This is a genomic window from Sulfurospirillum barnesii SES-3 (assembly GCF_000265295.1).
Lineage (GTDB): Bacteria > Campylobacterota > Campylobacteria > Campylobacterales > Sulfurospirillaceae > Sulfurospirillum > Sulfurospirillum barnesii.
Genome location: NC_018002.1, coordinates 1556317 through 1570650, shown reverse-complemented (window position 1 = coordinate 1570650; position 14334 = coordinate 1556317). Strand labels below are relative to the sequence as shown.

The 14334-nt window shown below is 39.5% G+C and carries 19 protein-coding genes; 15 read left to right on the top strand and 4 right to left on the bottom strand.

Annotated features, from left to right (window positions below; genetic code table 11):
• Positions 1 to 2: 2 nt before the first annotated feature.
• The 6 genes from SULBA_RS07915 to SULBA_RS12875 all read left to right on the top strand — a co-directional run bounded on the left by SULBA_RS07915 (position 3) and on the right by SULBA_RS12875 (position 3703).
• On the top strand, positions 3 to 206 hold the full coding sequence (locus SULBA_RS07915; protein ID WP_014769767.1) for a hypothetical protein: 204 nt from the start codon (positions 3 to 5) through the stop codon (positions 204 to 206).
• On the top strand, positions 206 to 553 hold the full coding sequence (locus SULBA_RS07910; RefSeq protein WP_014769766.1) for a magnetosome protein MamC family protein: 348 nt from the start codon (positions 206 to 208) through the stop codon (positions 551 to 553). Before SULBA_RS07915 ends, SULBA_RS07910 begins: the two co-directional genes overlap by 1 nt.
• Before the next feature lie 5 nt (positions 554 to 558).
• Complete coding sequence (locus tag SULBA_RS07905) at positions 559 to 837, top strand: hypothetical protein (RefSeq protein ID WP_014769765.1); 279 nt, start codon at positions 559 to 561, stop codon at positions 835 to 837.
• Positions 838 to 842: 5 nt separating this feature from the next.
• The gene (locus SULBA_RS07900) at positions 843 to 2933 is read left to right on the top strand and encodes a heavy metal translocating P-type ATPase (protein ID WP_014769764.1); all 2091 of its coding nucleotides are present in this window, start codon (positions 843 to 845) and stop codon (positions 2931 to 2933) included.
• A gap of 67 nt (positions 2934 to 3000) precedes the next feature.
• On the top strand, positions 3001 to 3129 hold the full coding sequence (locus SULBA_RS13255) for a hypothetical protein (protein ID WP_014769763.1): 129 nt from the start codon (positions 3001 to 3003) through the stop codon (positions 3127 to 3129).
• 28 nt (positions 3130 to 3157) lie between these two features.
• The gene (locus SULBA_RS12875; protein WP_216593421.1) at positions 3158 to 3703 is read left to right on the top strand and encodes a SpoIIAA family protein; all 546 of its coding nucleotides are present in this window, start codon (positions 3158 to 3160) and stop codon (positions 3701 to 3703) included.
• Between the two features lie 48 nt (positions 3704 to 3751).
• Here SULBA_RS12875 and SULBA_RS07890 read toward each other — a convergent pair whose 3' ends face one another.
• Entirely contained in the window at positions 3752 to 4435 is a 684-nt protein-coding gene (locus tag SULBA_RS07890) for a hypothetical protein (protein WP_014769761.1), read from the bottom strand.
• Between the two features lie 3 nt (positions 4436 to 4438).
• Positions 4439 to 6289: an RNA polymerase sigma factor RpoD gene (rpoD, locus tag SULBA_RS07885; protein WP_014769760.1), complete on the bottom strand. Its 1851-nt coding sequence runs from the start codon at positions 6287 to 6289 to the stop codon at positions 4439 to 4441.
• A gap of 176 nt (positions 6290 to 6465) precedes the next feature.
• Here rpoD and SULBA_RS07880 point away from each other — a divergent pair, with 176 nt between their 5' ends.
• Genes SULBA_RS07880 through SULBA_RS07865 form a run of 5 tightly spaced genes read left to right on the top strand, consistent with a single transcriptional unit; the run spans position 6466 to position 9267 of the window.
• Positions 6466 to 7269 (top strand): flagellar hook-basal body protein, encoded by an 804-nt coding sequence (locus SULBA_RS07880; RefSeq protein WP_014769759.1) that lies wholly within the window; start codon positions 6466 to 6468, stop codon positions 7267 to 7269.
• A gap of 19 nt (positions 7270 to 7288) precedes the next feature.
• Positions 7289 to 8077 carry a flagellar basal-body rod protein FlgG gene (gene flgG / locus SULBA_RS07875; RefSeq protein WP_014769758.1) on the top strand — a complete coding sequence of 263 codons (789 nt, stop codon included), beginning with the start codon at positions 7289 to 7291 and terminating at the stop codon, positions 8075 to 8077.
• A 7-nt stretch (positions 8078 to 8084) separates the two neighbouring features.
• Positions 8085 to 8255, top strand: coding sequence for a hypothetical protein (locus SULBA_RS13045; RefSeq protein WP_014769757.1), 171 nt, complete (start codon positions 8085 to 8087; stop codon positions 8253 to 8255).
• A gap of 21 nt (positions 8256 to 8276) precedes the next feature.
• The gene (locus SULBA_RS07870; RefSeq protein ID WP_014769756.1) at positions 8277 to 8951 is read left to right on the top strand and encodes an AzlC family ABC transporter permease; all 675 of its coding nucleotides are present in this window, start codon (positions 8277 to 8279) and stop codon (positions 8949 to 8951) included.
• Positions 8941 to 9267, top strand: a complete 327-nt coding sequence (locus tag SULBA_RS07865; RefSeq protein ID WP_014769755.1) for a branched-chain amino acid transporter permease — start codon at positions 8941 to 8943, stop codon at positions 9265 to 9267. The genes SULBA_RS07870 and SULBA_RS07865 overlap by 11 nt, the downstream gene beginning before the upstream one ends.
• Here the strand turns inward: SULBA_RS07865 and SULBA_RS07860 are convergent.
• Positions 9264 to 9605, bottom strand: a complete 342-nt coding sequence (locus tag SULBA_RS07860) for a zinc ribbon domain-containing protein YjdM (protein WP_014769754.1) — start codon at positions 9603 to 9605, stop codon at positions 9264 to 9266. The genes SULBA_RS07865 and SULBA_RS07860 overlap by 4 nt on opposite strands.
• 63 nt (positions 9606 to 9668) lie before the next feature.
• Positions 9669 to 10142, bottom strand: coding sequence for a hypothetical protein (locus SULBA_RS07855; protein ID WP_014769753.1), 474 nt, complete (start codon positions 10140 to 10142; stop codon positions 9669 to 9671).
• A 96-nt stretch (positions 10143 to 10238) separates the two neighbouring features.
• On the opposite strand from SULBA_RS07855, the gene SULBA_RS07850 reads away from it, so the two are divergent.
• From SULBA_RS07850 to recQ, 4 genes are read left to right on the top strand one after another with little or no spacing between them, the layout of a single operon-like run.
• Positions 10239 to 11531, top strand: a complete 1293-nt coding sequence (locus tag SULBA_RS07850; protein WP_014769752.1) for a DEAD/DEAH box helicase — start codon at positions 10239 to 10241, stop codon at positions 11529 to 11531.
• A complete protein-coding gene (locus SULBA_RS07845) occupies positions 11528 to 12001 on the top strand; it encodes a hypothetical protein (protein ID WP_014769751.1) in 474 nt (157 codons plus the stop codon). The genes SULBA_RS07850 and SULBA_RS07845 overlap by 4 nt, the downstream gene beginning before the upstream one ends.
• Complete coding sequence (locus SULBA_RS07840; protein WP_014769750.1) at positions 11998 to 12501, top strand: PaaI family thioesterase; 504 nt, start codon at positions 11998 to 12000, stop codon at positions 12499 to 12501. The genes SULBA_RS07845 and SULBA_RS07840 overlap by 4 nt, the downstream gene beginning before the upstream one ends.
• The gene (recQ, locus tag SULBA_RS07835; RefSeq protein WP_014769749.1) at positions 12502 to 14292 is read left to right on the top strand and encodes a DNA helicase RecQ; all 1791 of its coding nucleotides are present in this window, start codon (positions 12502 to 12504) and stop codon (positions 14290 to 14292) included.
• The last annotated feature ends 42 nt before the right edge of the window (positions 14293 to 14334 follow it).

Below are 14334 nucleotides of genomic sequence, written 5' to 3'. Positions count from 1 at the left end.
TCATGTTACCATTTATCGCAGGAATCGCAGCGGGTGCTGCAGTGGTGTATGCTTTAGGCAATCGTAAAGAGATTCAAGCAGGTATTAAAAGTGGTGTCAATAAAGCCAAAGAGTTAGCGTGTGATGTTAAAAAAGGCGTTGATGGCACACTAGAGTCGATTAAATCTAAAAAAAGTTCAGACATTGAAACGAAAGAGGGTGCGTAATGGCGATTATTAATACAGGGGAACCTAGAAACGTGGTAGGAAATGCCATCAGTGGCGCCTTAGCTTCTGGAATGGTTGCAAGTGCTTTAAATTATAATCAGTACAAACAAGAAAAAATTGACAAAGAGACTGCCATTAAAAACAGTCTTAAGCTTACCGTTCAAGGTGGTATTGTGACAGCCAGTGCGATTGCAGCTGCTAATTATGTAGGAAACAATAACATTTTAGGGGTACTCACAGCCGTCTCTTTGGGTGCAATGGGTGTTTATGGTGTGGAAAAAGTGTATGAGAAAACGCTTACATGTAAAACAGAAGATGTACTTGATGTGAAAGAAGAAGGAGAATAATCATTATGGAATTACCATCACTTGCAAATAACCCTTATATCGCCAAAGAGAATACAGCAGTGCCTAGTTCTGTCAATTCTCTGTTGGGTACATTTGATACGAAACATTTTGTAATAGGTGCAGTTGTAGGCGCTTTGGGTGCGTATCTTCTCACCAATGAAAAAGCACAAAAAGCACTTTTTAAAACGGTTGCAAAAGGTACACAAGCTTTTCAAGCGGGTATTGAAGAGATTAAAGAGCGCTACGAAGATGCTCAGGCGGAACTTGCCGCAGGTGAGTCATAATCTCAATGCAATCTTTACGCTTAGTGCATCAAACGCCCAAGCGTTTACGTTTCTATTCTTCCGAATTTAAAGGTGTAGAAGCGTGTGCGCTGGTGCGTGATTTAAAAGCACAGCTTCATGTTGATGAGGTACGGCTCAATGCCAAATCAGGCTCTTTGGTCATTGCCTCCTTTGAAACTTTGGATGTCAATGTGATTGAGCCGATTGTCAAAAGTCTTGAATTATCGATGTATCAGCAGTGTGATGATGGGTTTTTGCGCTGTTACGAAGAGGCGCATGCTCCTAGTATGCAAGGTGTTTTTCGAGCAGGAAGTGCTCTTTTATTTCAGCCTTTTATTCCTCAGCCAGAACTCAAACTTACCCTAAGTACGCTTGCAAGTCTTCCTTTGTTGCAAAAGGGTATTTATGAACTTTTTAGTGAGGGGCTAACCTCTAAAGTGCTTGAAGCAATGGCAGTGGGCGTCTCGTTGGCACGTGCGGATTATACTGCAGCCAATAGCACGAACCTTATGCTTGAAATTGGTGAATACATTGAAGAGACGACGGTTCATCGTAGTGATGATTTGATTAAAGAGTTAGCCAAACCTAATGTTGAAGAAGCGTGGCTTGAAGTAGAAGAAGAGGGTGAAATAACGCAAAAGCGTGTTTTAACCCAAGACATTAAAGTGGGCGATATTATTATTGTGGGTGCTGGTGATACCGTGCCTATTGATGGGCATATTGTCGATGGAACTGCTTCTATTAATCAAATCTCTATGACAGGAGAGGCAGAGCCTGTCAAAAGAGAGCGAGGACAGCGTGTTATCTCTGGTACGGTCGTTGAATCAGGGCGTATTCGTGTTTGGGCAGAACATGTAGGAGACGATACCGCAACCCAGCGCATTAAACAGTACATTAAAAGTTCACTGGATGAAAAATCTTCCATTGGGCTGAAAGCCACACGTTTAGCCGATAAACTTGTTCCTGTGACATTGGGTCTTGCAGGGCTCTCCTACGCCATTCGTCGTGATATGGCAAGTGTAGCAGCTGTTTTACAAGCGGATTATTCGTGTGCTCTTAAACTTGCAACACCTGTAGCGTTTAAAAATTCCCTCTCTATTGCGGGGCGTGATGGCATTTTAATCAAAGGGGCAAAAGCATTAGAAGCGTTGGCGAATGTGGACACCTTTGTCTTTGATAAAACAGGAACACTTACCCATGGTGAACTGGAAGTAGTTGAAATTTGTTCGTTTGATAAAGCATGGGATGAAGATGCTATTTTAAATTTAACAGCCAGTGCGGAAGAGCATTACTTCCATCCTGTAGCAGAAGCGGTGGTAAAAGCTGCTAAGGAGCGTGGATTTGTGCATATGCACCATGAAGAGGTTGAATTTATCGTAGCGCATGGTGTTAAAACACATATTAAAGGCAAAGAAGCCATTATTGGAAGCAGACACTTCTTGGAAGAAGATGAGGGTGTGTCTTTTAAAATACATGAAACAAAGTTAAAAACGTGCATGGAAAATGGAAAAATTTTGCTCTATATTGCGTATGATAAAAAGCTTTTAGGCACCATCGCCATGGTGGATCGTGTGAGAGAAAATGCCAAAAGTGCTCTGGAAAAACTACGTACATTGGGTGTCAAAGAGTTGGTGATGCTTACAGGGGATGTGCAGGAAAAAGCGGATGTTTTAACCAAAGAATTGGGGATTGATACGGTGTACGCAAAACTTTTACCAACCGATAAAGCACGTATTGTTGAGTCACTTAAAAAAGCTGGGAAAAATGTGGCATTTGTGGGTGATGGGATTAACGATGCTCCTGCACTGATGAATGCCAATGTGGGTATTAGTATGTATAAAGGTGCTGATATTGCCAAAGCAACAGCTGATATTAGTCTGCTTAAAGATGATATTGAAGCCGTGGTTGAAGCAAAAATACTTGCCAATAAAACCATGAAGCGAATACACAGTAATTTTAATGCTACCGTTGGCATTAACAGTGTGATTTTAGCAGGGGCGGCAATGGGTCTGTTTAGTCCCATAACAACGGCAGTTTTACACAATGGAACCACCATAGGTTTGCTCTTTAATTCGATGCAAAAAATTAAAACCTAGCGTTCTCAGCTAACTCTTAGTTGATAGGTTTTATAATCATGATAACTTTTATCATAAAGGAGTTATCATGCCTTTGATTCCATTAGGTATTGCCGCCATTTTAACCTTAGCATTAGGCTATGAGACAGGAAAAAATGCAAAACGAAAATTCGATAAAAAACGGGCTAAAGCGGCTCGAAATTCAGTGGGATCTTGACACTAAAAAAGAGGTTGCCAAAATTGGTATGACAACATCCATGGCGGTTGTTGTTGGAACCTCATTTGCAATGGATTCTAAGACCATGCGAAATCTTCATATTGGAGCAGGGGTTGCTTTGGTGGGGTTTTCCTTGTGGCATCATTTGTTGTATCAGCCTTCTAAAAAGCAAACAGCAAAGGTGAATGATACCAAGAGTGAACCTGTAACCTCGCATACAAATGCGCTTAATTTTCAAGAGGTGTATGCTAATTTAAGTATTGAGGGTGTCTTAACCCATGAAGAAGTAGAAGCGTTTGAAGCACGTTTAGAAACACTTTTATCAACGTATGAAAAACCTTCTACGAGTTTATTGGTCGATGTTCGAGGTTTGGAAAAAATTGAAGCAGGGGCAATTTGGCATGATGTGCTCAAGGGCTTTGGCAAACATCCTGAAATCAATAAAGTAGCCATTGTAGGACAGAGTAAACTTGAAAAACTCTCTATTTCACTGACAAGTGCTTTGATATCAAAACCTAAAATGGCCTATTTTGAAACCATGCAAACAGCTAGAGCGTGGCTTCTTGACGCCTAGAGCTGTTTTTACATGTAAAGATACAATGCTTTACATGTAAAAGAGTCTTCAGGAGACAAGCGCTGATTGAATAAGGGTTTCATTCGCTTCAAATTGAATTGTACAGTTACTTTTGTGCGCAATGTCTTCAATATTTTTTTCATAATGCAATGGTGTTGCATCACTTTTAATGGAAATAGAAAAAATAGGGTATTTTTTATTATTAAACCGAATGTATTCCCCTGTAATAAGGGACAAACGTGTTGTGATGGTTGTCGCATTTAGATGTGTTTGATAGACTTTATTGAGTAGCTTAATAAAATTTTCAACATTTAAATGAATATCAGGAAATGTTGGGTCAAACTCTTTTTTAAATTTAATAGCCGAATTGGTTGAAACAGCACTAATGCATAAATCTAAAAGCGCATAAATATTAACACTCTCTCCATACTCTTCAACATTGGCAAATTTTTTCGTCGCATTTTTGTAGAGTTTAATGCCAATCACATCTTCGTCTAAGTATCCAACGGTAATGGCATAAAATTTGTAGGAGTTAAAGGCAATATCAACAATGGTGGTTTTAAATCCATACGTAATACTGGCGTATGTGCCAGCTATATCAAAAATTTTTTTATGATTGACCTCACCAAGAAGGTATTGCGCTTCTTGGTTGAGAGAGACTATTTTGCCACTATTATCAAAGACTATAAAGGGATTATAGTCGTGTTCTATCCACTCTTCAGCAAAATTCATAGCTTAGCTTTCAATATAATTTTTAAGTTTTCTTCCCACTTTTGGATGTTTGAGCTTTTTAATGGCAGAACTTTCGATTTGACGAACACGTTCACGAGTGACATTGAGCTCTTTGCCAATCTCTTCTAGGGTTCTATCGCTTTCATCGTGCATCAAACCAAAACGCATACGAATAACCGCTTTTTCTCTGTCGTTAAGTTGGTCAAGAACATCGTCAATTTGCTCTTTAAGGTCCGATTTTAAAATATGATCCATCGGCGCAATAGAGGTTTTATCTTCCACAAAATCCCCAAACTTGCCATCGTCTTCATTGCCAATAGGTGCTTCTAAAGAAATAGGCTCTTTGGTGATTTTAATGACATTTTTGACCTTATCCGCACTCAAGCCCACTTCTTCAGCAATGGTTTCAATATCGGGCTCTTTGCCTTCTTCTTGTAAGTGTTTACGGATGATTTTATTGATACGGTTGATGGTCTCAATCATATGAATAGGAATACGAATGGTACGTGCTTGATCCGCAATCGCACGTGAGATAGCTTGACGAATCCACCATGTCGCATAGGTTGAAAATTTGTACCCTTTTTTGTATTCAAATTTATCAACGGCTTTCATTAAACCAATATTTCCTTCTTGAATTAAGTCAAGAAATGGTAATCCTCGGTTGGTGTAACGTTTTGCAATAGAAACAACCAGACGAAGGTTACTTTTTGCCATGCGTGTTTTAGACTCATCGGCAATCTTTTTACCTCGTTTGATTTGCTCCAAAATCTCTTTGAGTTTTTCAGGGTCCAAATCAAACCCTTGTTTGCTGGCTTCTTTGGTTTGGAAAAGTTTTTTAATTTCCATGTACGTTGAAACCATGGTGGCTTCTGGAACCATGACAGCAATATCTTCTTTGTTTAAATCGATAATATTTTTAAGTAAATTAAGATGGTTCTCTTTGAGCGTATCGTTAAAAAGTGGTAAACGATACTCTAATCGTTTGAGTTCTTTATCAAACTCAAAATCACTTTTAAGGGCTGTTTCCATTGATTTAACGAGTTCATTAATGAGTTTACTCGTAGGTCCTAAATCCATCAACGCATCTTTAAGCAATTTTTTCTTATACGCAAGATTAAGATCATAGTTCATCATCTCTTCGGCATCAAGATTTTCCTCAGGTGGACGTGCAAAACTTTTCATCCAATCTTTTTTGGCTTTTTCTAATGCTTTAAAGCTTTCAATAACTTTTTCTGTACGTGAGTTGTCCTTTTTTGAAAGGGTACGTTTCTCTTCCCCATCTTCTTCAAACTCGTCATCGCCATCATCGCCATCATCGCTATCATCATCGTCTTCAAATGTTTTGAAAAGCTCTTTAACACGGCGTTCACGATTGATTAAGGCTTCTTTATAATCTAAAATAAAGTCGATAAGATAAGGCACTGAACAAAAGGCATCAATGATAATATCTTCACCAAATTCAATTTTTTTACTAATATCAATCTCTTCATCTTTGGTTAAAAGTGAAATTTGCCCCATTTCACGTAAATACATACGTACAGGACTATCACTGCGTGACCACTCTAAAAGCTCTTTTTCACTGGCAAGATCAAATTCGTCTTCGAGGGCTTCATCTTGAAGTTTTTGACGCTCTTCTTCACGTTTTTTTGCCTCTTCTTTGTTTCGCAGTTTTGCAATTTCAGCTGAGGAGATCAGTGTGACTTTGTATTTGTCAATTAAACTCATCATTTTTTTGACGTTGGCGGAGGTTGGAGGTTTTGTAAAGAGTTCCATCACATTTTCATAGGTGACGTACGCTTTTTCATTTTCTGTAAAAAGTTCTTCTAATTCTGTATAGAGTTCTTTTGAGGCCATAAGTGTAACTCTCCTTAAGAGTAAGGGTGTGGAGGTTCTTTTTTTTAATCTCTTTCGTAATAAAAAGATGTGGATTATACCGAGTTTTTTTTAAATCGTGGTAAAAGCCATTTTTTTTAAAGTTGGAACGGGAGTTGCTTTAATGAAGAAACAATTTTGATTTAGTGGGTAAAACAATGCAAAATGGCTATTATGACGTTACAGGGGCAATGGTAACGCAGTTTAACAGACTCAATGTTATCTCCAATAACCTTGCCAATTTAAATACCACAGCCTTTAAAAGAGATGATGTGGTCGTGAGCGATTTTAAGCGCATTTTTCAAGAATACAAAGAAGAGATGCCCTTAGGGGATAACACCAAAGAGGCCAGTAAATTTCTTAATGCGGCGATGTCTCGTGTGCCACAAATTTCAGAACAGTATATCAAATACGAACAAGGTGGTATCAAAAATACAGGCAATGCGCTTGATTTTGCACTCAAACGAGAAGATGCATTTTTTATGGTGGAAACGCCAAATGGTATCCGTTTAACGCAAAATGGCTCGTTTAGCTTTAATGATGCGGGAGTGCTTACGACAAAAGAGGGCTATCCTGTGCTTCCCTCCACCTATTTTCAAAATCAGCAATACATTACCATTCCAGAAGATGGTGAACTAAGAGTGGATCAAAGTGGCGCTATTTATAATGGGGATGATGAAATTGGTCGAATGTACATTGTGCAAAGCGATGATATAAAATCGCTTACAAAAGAGGGAGAGAGTCTGTATGCGTTTAAAAGTACGGATGAATTAACCACTCTTGAAAATGGCAATTTGGTCGCTCAAGGGTTTTTGGAGACCAGTAATATTAATCCAGTGAGTGAAATGGTAGGGCTTATTGAAACCAATCGTTTGGTGGAAATGTACCAAAAAGTAATGAAATCACACATGAATGATTTAAACTCAGATGCCATTTCTAAATTGGCATCCACCAAAGCATAATAGAAACGAAGGAAGATAAATGATACGTTCACTTTATACAGCAGCAACGGGCATGATTGCACAGCAAACACAAATTGATACCACATCAAACAATATTTCAAACGTCAATACCATTGGTTATAAAAAACAGCGTGCAGAATTTGCGGACTTGATGTATCAAACCATGACCTATGCAGGAACATCAACCAGTGGCACGACAACATCTCCTACGGGCATTGAAGTGGGTCTTGGTGTGCGCCCAACAGCGATTGCAAAGCAGTTTACACAAGGTAACTTTAAAGAGACAGGCAATGCGCTTGATATTGCTATTACAGGGAATGGCTTTTTTCAAATTCAACTTCCAGATGGCACCACAGGGTATACCAGAAATGGCTCCTTTAAACTCGATAGTGAAGGAAATGTGGTAAACAGCGATGGGTACAGACTTTTACCCGAATTGGTGATCCCAGAAGATGCAACGCAAATTACCATTGGTGTGGATGGTATGGTTTCAGTCCTTCAAGCAGGGCAAACGGCGACCAATGAGATTGGGCAGATTGAGCTTGCAAACTTCATTAACCCAGCAGGACTTCACTCCTTGGGGGATAATAACTACATTAACACCTCTGCTTCAGGAGACCCGATTGTAAGCGAACCAGGGCTTAATGGACTAGGGCAAACCAGACAGCAATTTGTTGAGATGAGTAACGTGCAGTTGGTCGAAGAGATGACAGACTTAATTACAGGACAGCGTGCTTATGAAGCCAACTCAAAAGCGATTACGACCAGTGATGAGATGCTTCAAACCGTAAATGCTCTAAAACAATAAGCATAAGATGATTTTTCTTATTCCTATTTTTGTTGTGGTTGCTATTATTTTAGCAATTGATTTTTTCTATTTTCCAGATACAAAGCCTGATGAGAGAGCTCCTAAAAAAGAGCTTTCTCAAAAAAAAGAAGAGCACAATGCCACCCAAAACTATATTAACCGCTATATTAAAAAATAGTTTTACATGTAAAGAGACATAATGCATTTTTTTGCCATTTTCAAACTGACTATTCCTGTTTTAATGGGCTATATTCCTCTGGGGATGGCATTTGGACTTTTGCTTTCCAAACTGCTTATCCCGTGGTATTATGCTTTTTTTATGAGTCTGTTTATTTTTGCGGGTTCAGGGCAGTTTTTGGCTTTAACACTGTTTGCATCACAAGCCACCATTTTAGAGATAGCCATTGCTACCTTTTTGCTTAACCTTCGTCACACCTTTTATGGACTCTCCATGATTTCAGCCTTTAAAAACTTTTCATGGAAAAAGCATTACCTTATTTTTGGGCTTACCGATGAGACCTTTGCGCTTTTAAAAACCAGTGATGTTGAAGAGACACACCGTGAGAGGGCTTATCTTATCATTACCTTTTTAAATCAATGCTATTGGATTATTGGCAGTGTTGTGGGTGCGGTTTTAGGCAACGTGCTTCCTTTTAATTATGAGGGCATTGAGTTCTCACTGACCGCTTTGTTTGTCGTACTTTCCATTGAGTTATATAAAAAAAGTAGACTCCATCAACCCTTTTTTGTGGCACTTATCATTGGACTTTTTGGCATGATGTTTTTTCCACCGCAAAAAATGTTGATTTTATCACTCTGTTTGGCGGCGTTTGTGTTGATTGTTTTTAAGAGGAGTATGGAAAATGGAAAGTAGTTATATCATTGGTAGTATTATTGTTGCAAGCCTTGCGACGTATGCCACACGTATCATTCCCTTTTTGCTCTTTCGTACCCGTGAACCTTCGCCTTTGGTCAAATACATTGAACGAAACATGCCTTTGATGATTATGGTGATTTTAGTCTTTTATGCACTGAAAGATGTGAAGTGGGAAATCTATCCCTATGGTTTGGCGGAGATGATTGGGGTAAGCGTTGCGATAGCTTTACATGTAAGCTTTAAAAATGCGCTTTTAAGCATTTTTACCGCAACGCTGGTTTATATGTTTTTAATTCAAAAAGTTCTTTTTTAAACTTTTTTTACAAATTCAGATTTTAAGCCCATGGCACCAATGCCATCAACTTTACAATCAAGGTTGTGGTCACTCTCAAAATTAAGGCGAATATTTTTCACTTTGGTGCCCCCTTTGATGACCGCTGAAGAGCCCTTGAGTTTAAGGTCTTTAATGACCACAACGCTGTCTCCATCGGCTAAGATAGTTCCGTGTGCATCTTTAATAACAGCACTGCTTTCTTCGCTTGAGCTACTCTCTTTTGACCATTCGTGTGCGCACTCTGGGCAGATAAACATCGCTCCATCTTCGTAGGTGTATTCGCAGTGACATTTAGGACATGCGGGTAAATTTTCCATTAGCTTTCCTCTCTTTTTTGGCGAAAGTATGCCCAAAAGCCTCTCAAAAAGAGATAAACCTTTTTAATGTTTCATAAGAAGCGGAAATCGTTTATCCCTTTCATAGCGCCTCATTTTCTCTTCGTAACGATCAATAGCATCGACCATATCGTGTGCAAACGTCGTCTCAATAATATAATCCTTTTGGTTTACATGTAATGTTTTAAGTCCTTTTTGTTTAGCATTGTATAAAAGTGCAGGTCTTATTTCTTCGGCATTGCCTTGTGTAAGCCTTTGGATGTCATGTCCTAGCCCCGTGATCCACAAATCCATAAATTCGACACGAAAAGGAATGACTTTTCCCGATGTTTTTTGCATTAAAAAAGTCTCTTTTTGAAAAAAATCATAAAATAAAATGGCATCCATGCTCTCATCATACACCGCAATACTTTCTCCTGCGATGGGTTTTATGGAGGGATTGATGGTGCTTAGATCAACCACTTTGGGAGCACAGCCTGTTAGGAAAATAAAGCTAAGAAGCATTAGAAAATATTTCATAAAAATCCTTTGGTATTCAATGCCACAAGTCTAGTAGTCGATGATTTAAATAAACCTTAGATACAATGAAAAAAGATAAAAGAATAAGGAACTACAATGTTATTTGAAAAATTAGGTCTTATGGAACCCGTAAGAGAAGCAGTTAAAGAGCTTGGGTATACGACACCTACGCCTGTTCAAAGCAAAGTCATTCCTTTGGTACTTGAGGGAAAAGATGTCATGGCAACGGCGCAAACGGGAACGGGTAAAACAGCAGCCTATGCGCTTCCTTTGCTGCATATTTTAAGTAAAAAAACACAAAAATCAACCACCTCCAAAGTGGTACGTGCGCTTATTTTGGTACCCACCAGAGAATTGGCTTCACAAGTGGGTGCGAGTGTGCAAGTGTACGGCAAAAATGTGGCGCTTAGCAGTGCGGCGATTTATGGTGGGGTGAAGTTTACCCCACAGGCTAAAAAGTTGGATAAAGGCATTGATATTTTGATTGCAACGCCTGGAAGACTTTTGGAGCATGTAAAGCTGGGCAATGTGGATTTGTCTCGTGTAGAAATTGTCGTTTTTGATGAAGCCGATAGAATCTTAGATATGGGGTTTTGGGATGAGGTACAAACGCTTTTAAATTTGTTTCCTAAAAAGCGTCAAACGCTTCTTTTTTCTGTGGGGCTTTCAAAATCGGTGAAACGCCTTTCTGAAGTGAGTTTGAAAAAACCTGTCACGGTTGCCATTAATAATCAAGGTGATTTTGCAAAAAAAGTGGAGCAAACACTCTATTTGGTGGATAAAGAGCGCAAATGTGAATTGCTTTCTTTTATGATAGGTACCCACAATTGGCATCAGGTTTTAGTTTTTACGAAAACCAAACAGAGTGCGGATGAAGTAGGGGACTATTTAAATGCGAGTGGTTTAAAAACCCTTGTTTTACATGGCGATAAAGCACACTCCAAACGTACACAAGCCATTCATGCGTTTAAAGAAAATACCATTCGTGTGCTTGTCGCAACCGATATTGCTTCTCGTGGGCTTGATATTGAAGATTTACCGCATGTGATTAATTATGAATTACCTGGTGATGCGGAAGATTATTTACACAGAGCAGGACGAACAGGGCGTGCAGGTAAAGAGGGAAGGGCTATCTCTTTGGTATGCAATGAGGAAAAAAATAAATTTAAAGAGATAGAAAAGATTTTAAAATATACCATTAAAACGGAGTTTTACCCTGGTTTTGAGACCAAAGAGTGGGCTGAAAAAGAGGCAAAAAAAGGGACGATTCAAGCAAAAATTGAGTATGAAAAAGCAAACAAAAAAAGTGTTTCAATTAAAAAAAGACGTGAAAATTATAAAGAAGTCAAAGCAAAAAAACACACACGTGTAGGAGGCGGTAAAAAATGATGGTAGAGATGCAAAAACTGCACTATTTTAAAGATTTTATTGAACAAGAAGAGAATCCACGGGGTAAAAACCTTTATATGATGATTTTAGCGGTGGAAGCGTATTATGAATTTGTTGCAGAAGTGTTGATTCCTGGGACTTCTCGTAGTATGACACAGTTTAAATTGCTTGAAGAGTTACGGGCACTTAAAACAATTAGTGAGCAAGAGTTTGTTATCATGAACGAGACACGAAAGCTTAAAAATGATGTGACGCACCGTTTGGATTATGAGATTAATGCGACCTATTTATTTGATTTTTGCAACAACTGTGGCGTAAAAGATAAAATCATTCCTGAAGATAAAAATGACCAAAAAGAGCTAAATACTGCACTTTTAGATGCTCTTTTGAAAAGCTACAAAATTGTTGATTTAAAACTTTACTCAAAAGTGCGCAAAGAACTTGAAAAGGTGCATGGAGAGCAGGAGTGACATTTAAAGTAAAAGGCAAACAGCACATCTCCAAAAACTGTTTGGTGTGTGGCATTGAAAACCCTTTGGGCTTAAAAACGAAATTTTATGAACTCGAAAACAAGGAAGTGGTGGGGTATTTTACAGGGCATACCTATTTGCAAAGTTACCCAAACATTTTACACGGTGGCATTTCAGCGACCATTTTAGATGAAACCATTGGGCGTGCTATTATGGCGCATTACGGGCAAGAGAGTTTTGGTGTGACCCTAGAGTTAAACTTAAAATATAAAAAGCCTGTTCCTTTGGATGTAGAGCTTAAAGTCATTGGGCGCATCGTGAGCGATAAAGGGCGTATTTTTGAAGGTACGGGTGAGCTGATACTCCCTAATGGCGAAGTAGCCGTTATTGCCTCAGGGCGTTATATGAAACGCAATGTCACACAGATTGTGGAGAGTGATTTTATCGAAGATGAGTGGTTTGCAAGCGATGGCAAAGATAGAGATGAGATAGAACTTTAAGTGGATAAAACATACGATATTCTTCAACGTGTCTTTGGGCACCACAGCTTTAGAGCCAATCAAGAAGAGGCTGTCAATGCGATTTTAGCGCATAAAGACCTTATGATGATTTTACCCACAGGAGCAGGGAAGTCTTTGTGTTATCAGCTTCCCTCTCTTGTAATGGAGGGCATGAGCGTGGTGATTTCACCGCTTTTAGCGCTCATGCACGACCAAATCACCGCACTCTCTGCCTTTGGCATTAAAGCGGCGATGATTTCATCCATGCAATCTCCCTCTCAGATACAAGAGAGTATGCAAGCGTGTCGCAACGGTGAGCTTAAACTTTTATACGTTGCACCTGAACGCTTAAAGGGTGAGTCGTTTTTAAACTTCTTACAGAGCCTTTGCATCAACTTTTTTGTCATTGACGAGGCGCATTGTGTGAGCGAGTGGGGGCATGAATTTAGAGAAGATTACCGTCAACTCTTTCGTCTTAAACACTACTTTCCTCGTACTCCCATTGCTGCATTTACGGCGACAGCAACGAAAATTGTCGAACACGATATTTTGCATCAGCTCGGATTGTCACACCCCTTAATCATTCGAGCCAAAGTCGAGCGGGACAATTTAAACATCAAAGCGGACTATCGCAATGCCAACGGGCGTGAGCAACTTTTGAGTTTTTTAAGTGCGTTTCAAAATGAGAGTGGTATTGTGTATACATTGACACGCAAAGAGACGGAGAGTTTGGCGCTGTTTTTAGAAGGGTACAAAGTGCGTGCACGCTCGTATCATGCAGGGCTTTCTACTGAGGAGAAAAACGAAACGTACCGTGCTTTTTTAAACGATGAAATTGACGTGGTGGTTGCAACCATCGCCTTTGGTATGGGGATTGATAAGAGCAATATTCGTTTTGTGGTGCACATGTCACTGCCAAAAACCATTGAAAATTACTACCAAGAAATAGGGCGTGCAGGGCGAGACGGTCTGAGTGCTTCAACCTTGCTTCTTTTTTCAGCCTCCGACATAGTGGAGCACAAACGACGCATCAGCGAACAGCCTGCCTCGGAGTACCAAAAGGTAGCCTATGAAAAGCTAGAAGCTATGGCAAAATTTGCAACATCTCAGCTGTGCCGTCATCAACAAATAGCGACCTATTTTGACGATACCATTCTTACATGTAACACCCGTTGCGATAACTGTGTGGAGGGTGAAAAGCAGAGTGTTGACATCTCAAACGAGGCATTAAAGCTACTCTCTTGTGTGTACCGCACAGGGCAACGCTTTGGACTGCAATACGTCATTGATGTTTTAATGGGTGCAAATAATGAAAAAATAGCGCAAAATGCGCATCAAAACCTCTCCGTTTATGGCATTGGGAAAGAGCGAAGTAAGGCGCAGTGGCTTAGCATTGGCGATAGACTTTTGGAGCTTGAAGCGTTAAAAGTTGGCGAATACCGTGTGGTGAGTCTTAGTGAATATGGAGCTCAAATCATCAAAGAGCGTTTACATGTAAGCATGCATGCGAAGCGTTTGGAAGAGCGTAAAAAAGTCTCTAAAAAAGCGACGAAAGTGGTTACAGGAGCGTTTGAGCTTTCCATTTTTGAGAAATTACGTGCCTTGCGTTTGGAAATTGCTCAAGAAAATGGCATTCCGCCGTATGTGGTTTTTAGCGATAAAACCCTCAAAGAGATGGCTGAAAAACTTCCTCATGACAAAGAGGCAATGTTGGAAGTCAGTGGTGTGGGTGAGGTGAAGTTTGAGCGCTACGGTGAAGCATTTTTAGCCTTGTGTATGAGGCTTCGTTAAGCTTTACATGTAAAGAAAAATGTGTATAATAGAGCCAAGACA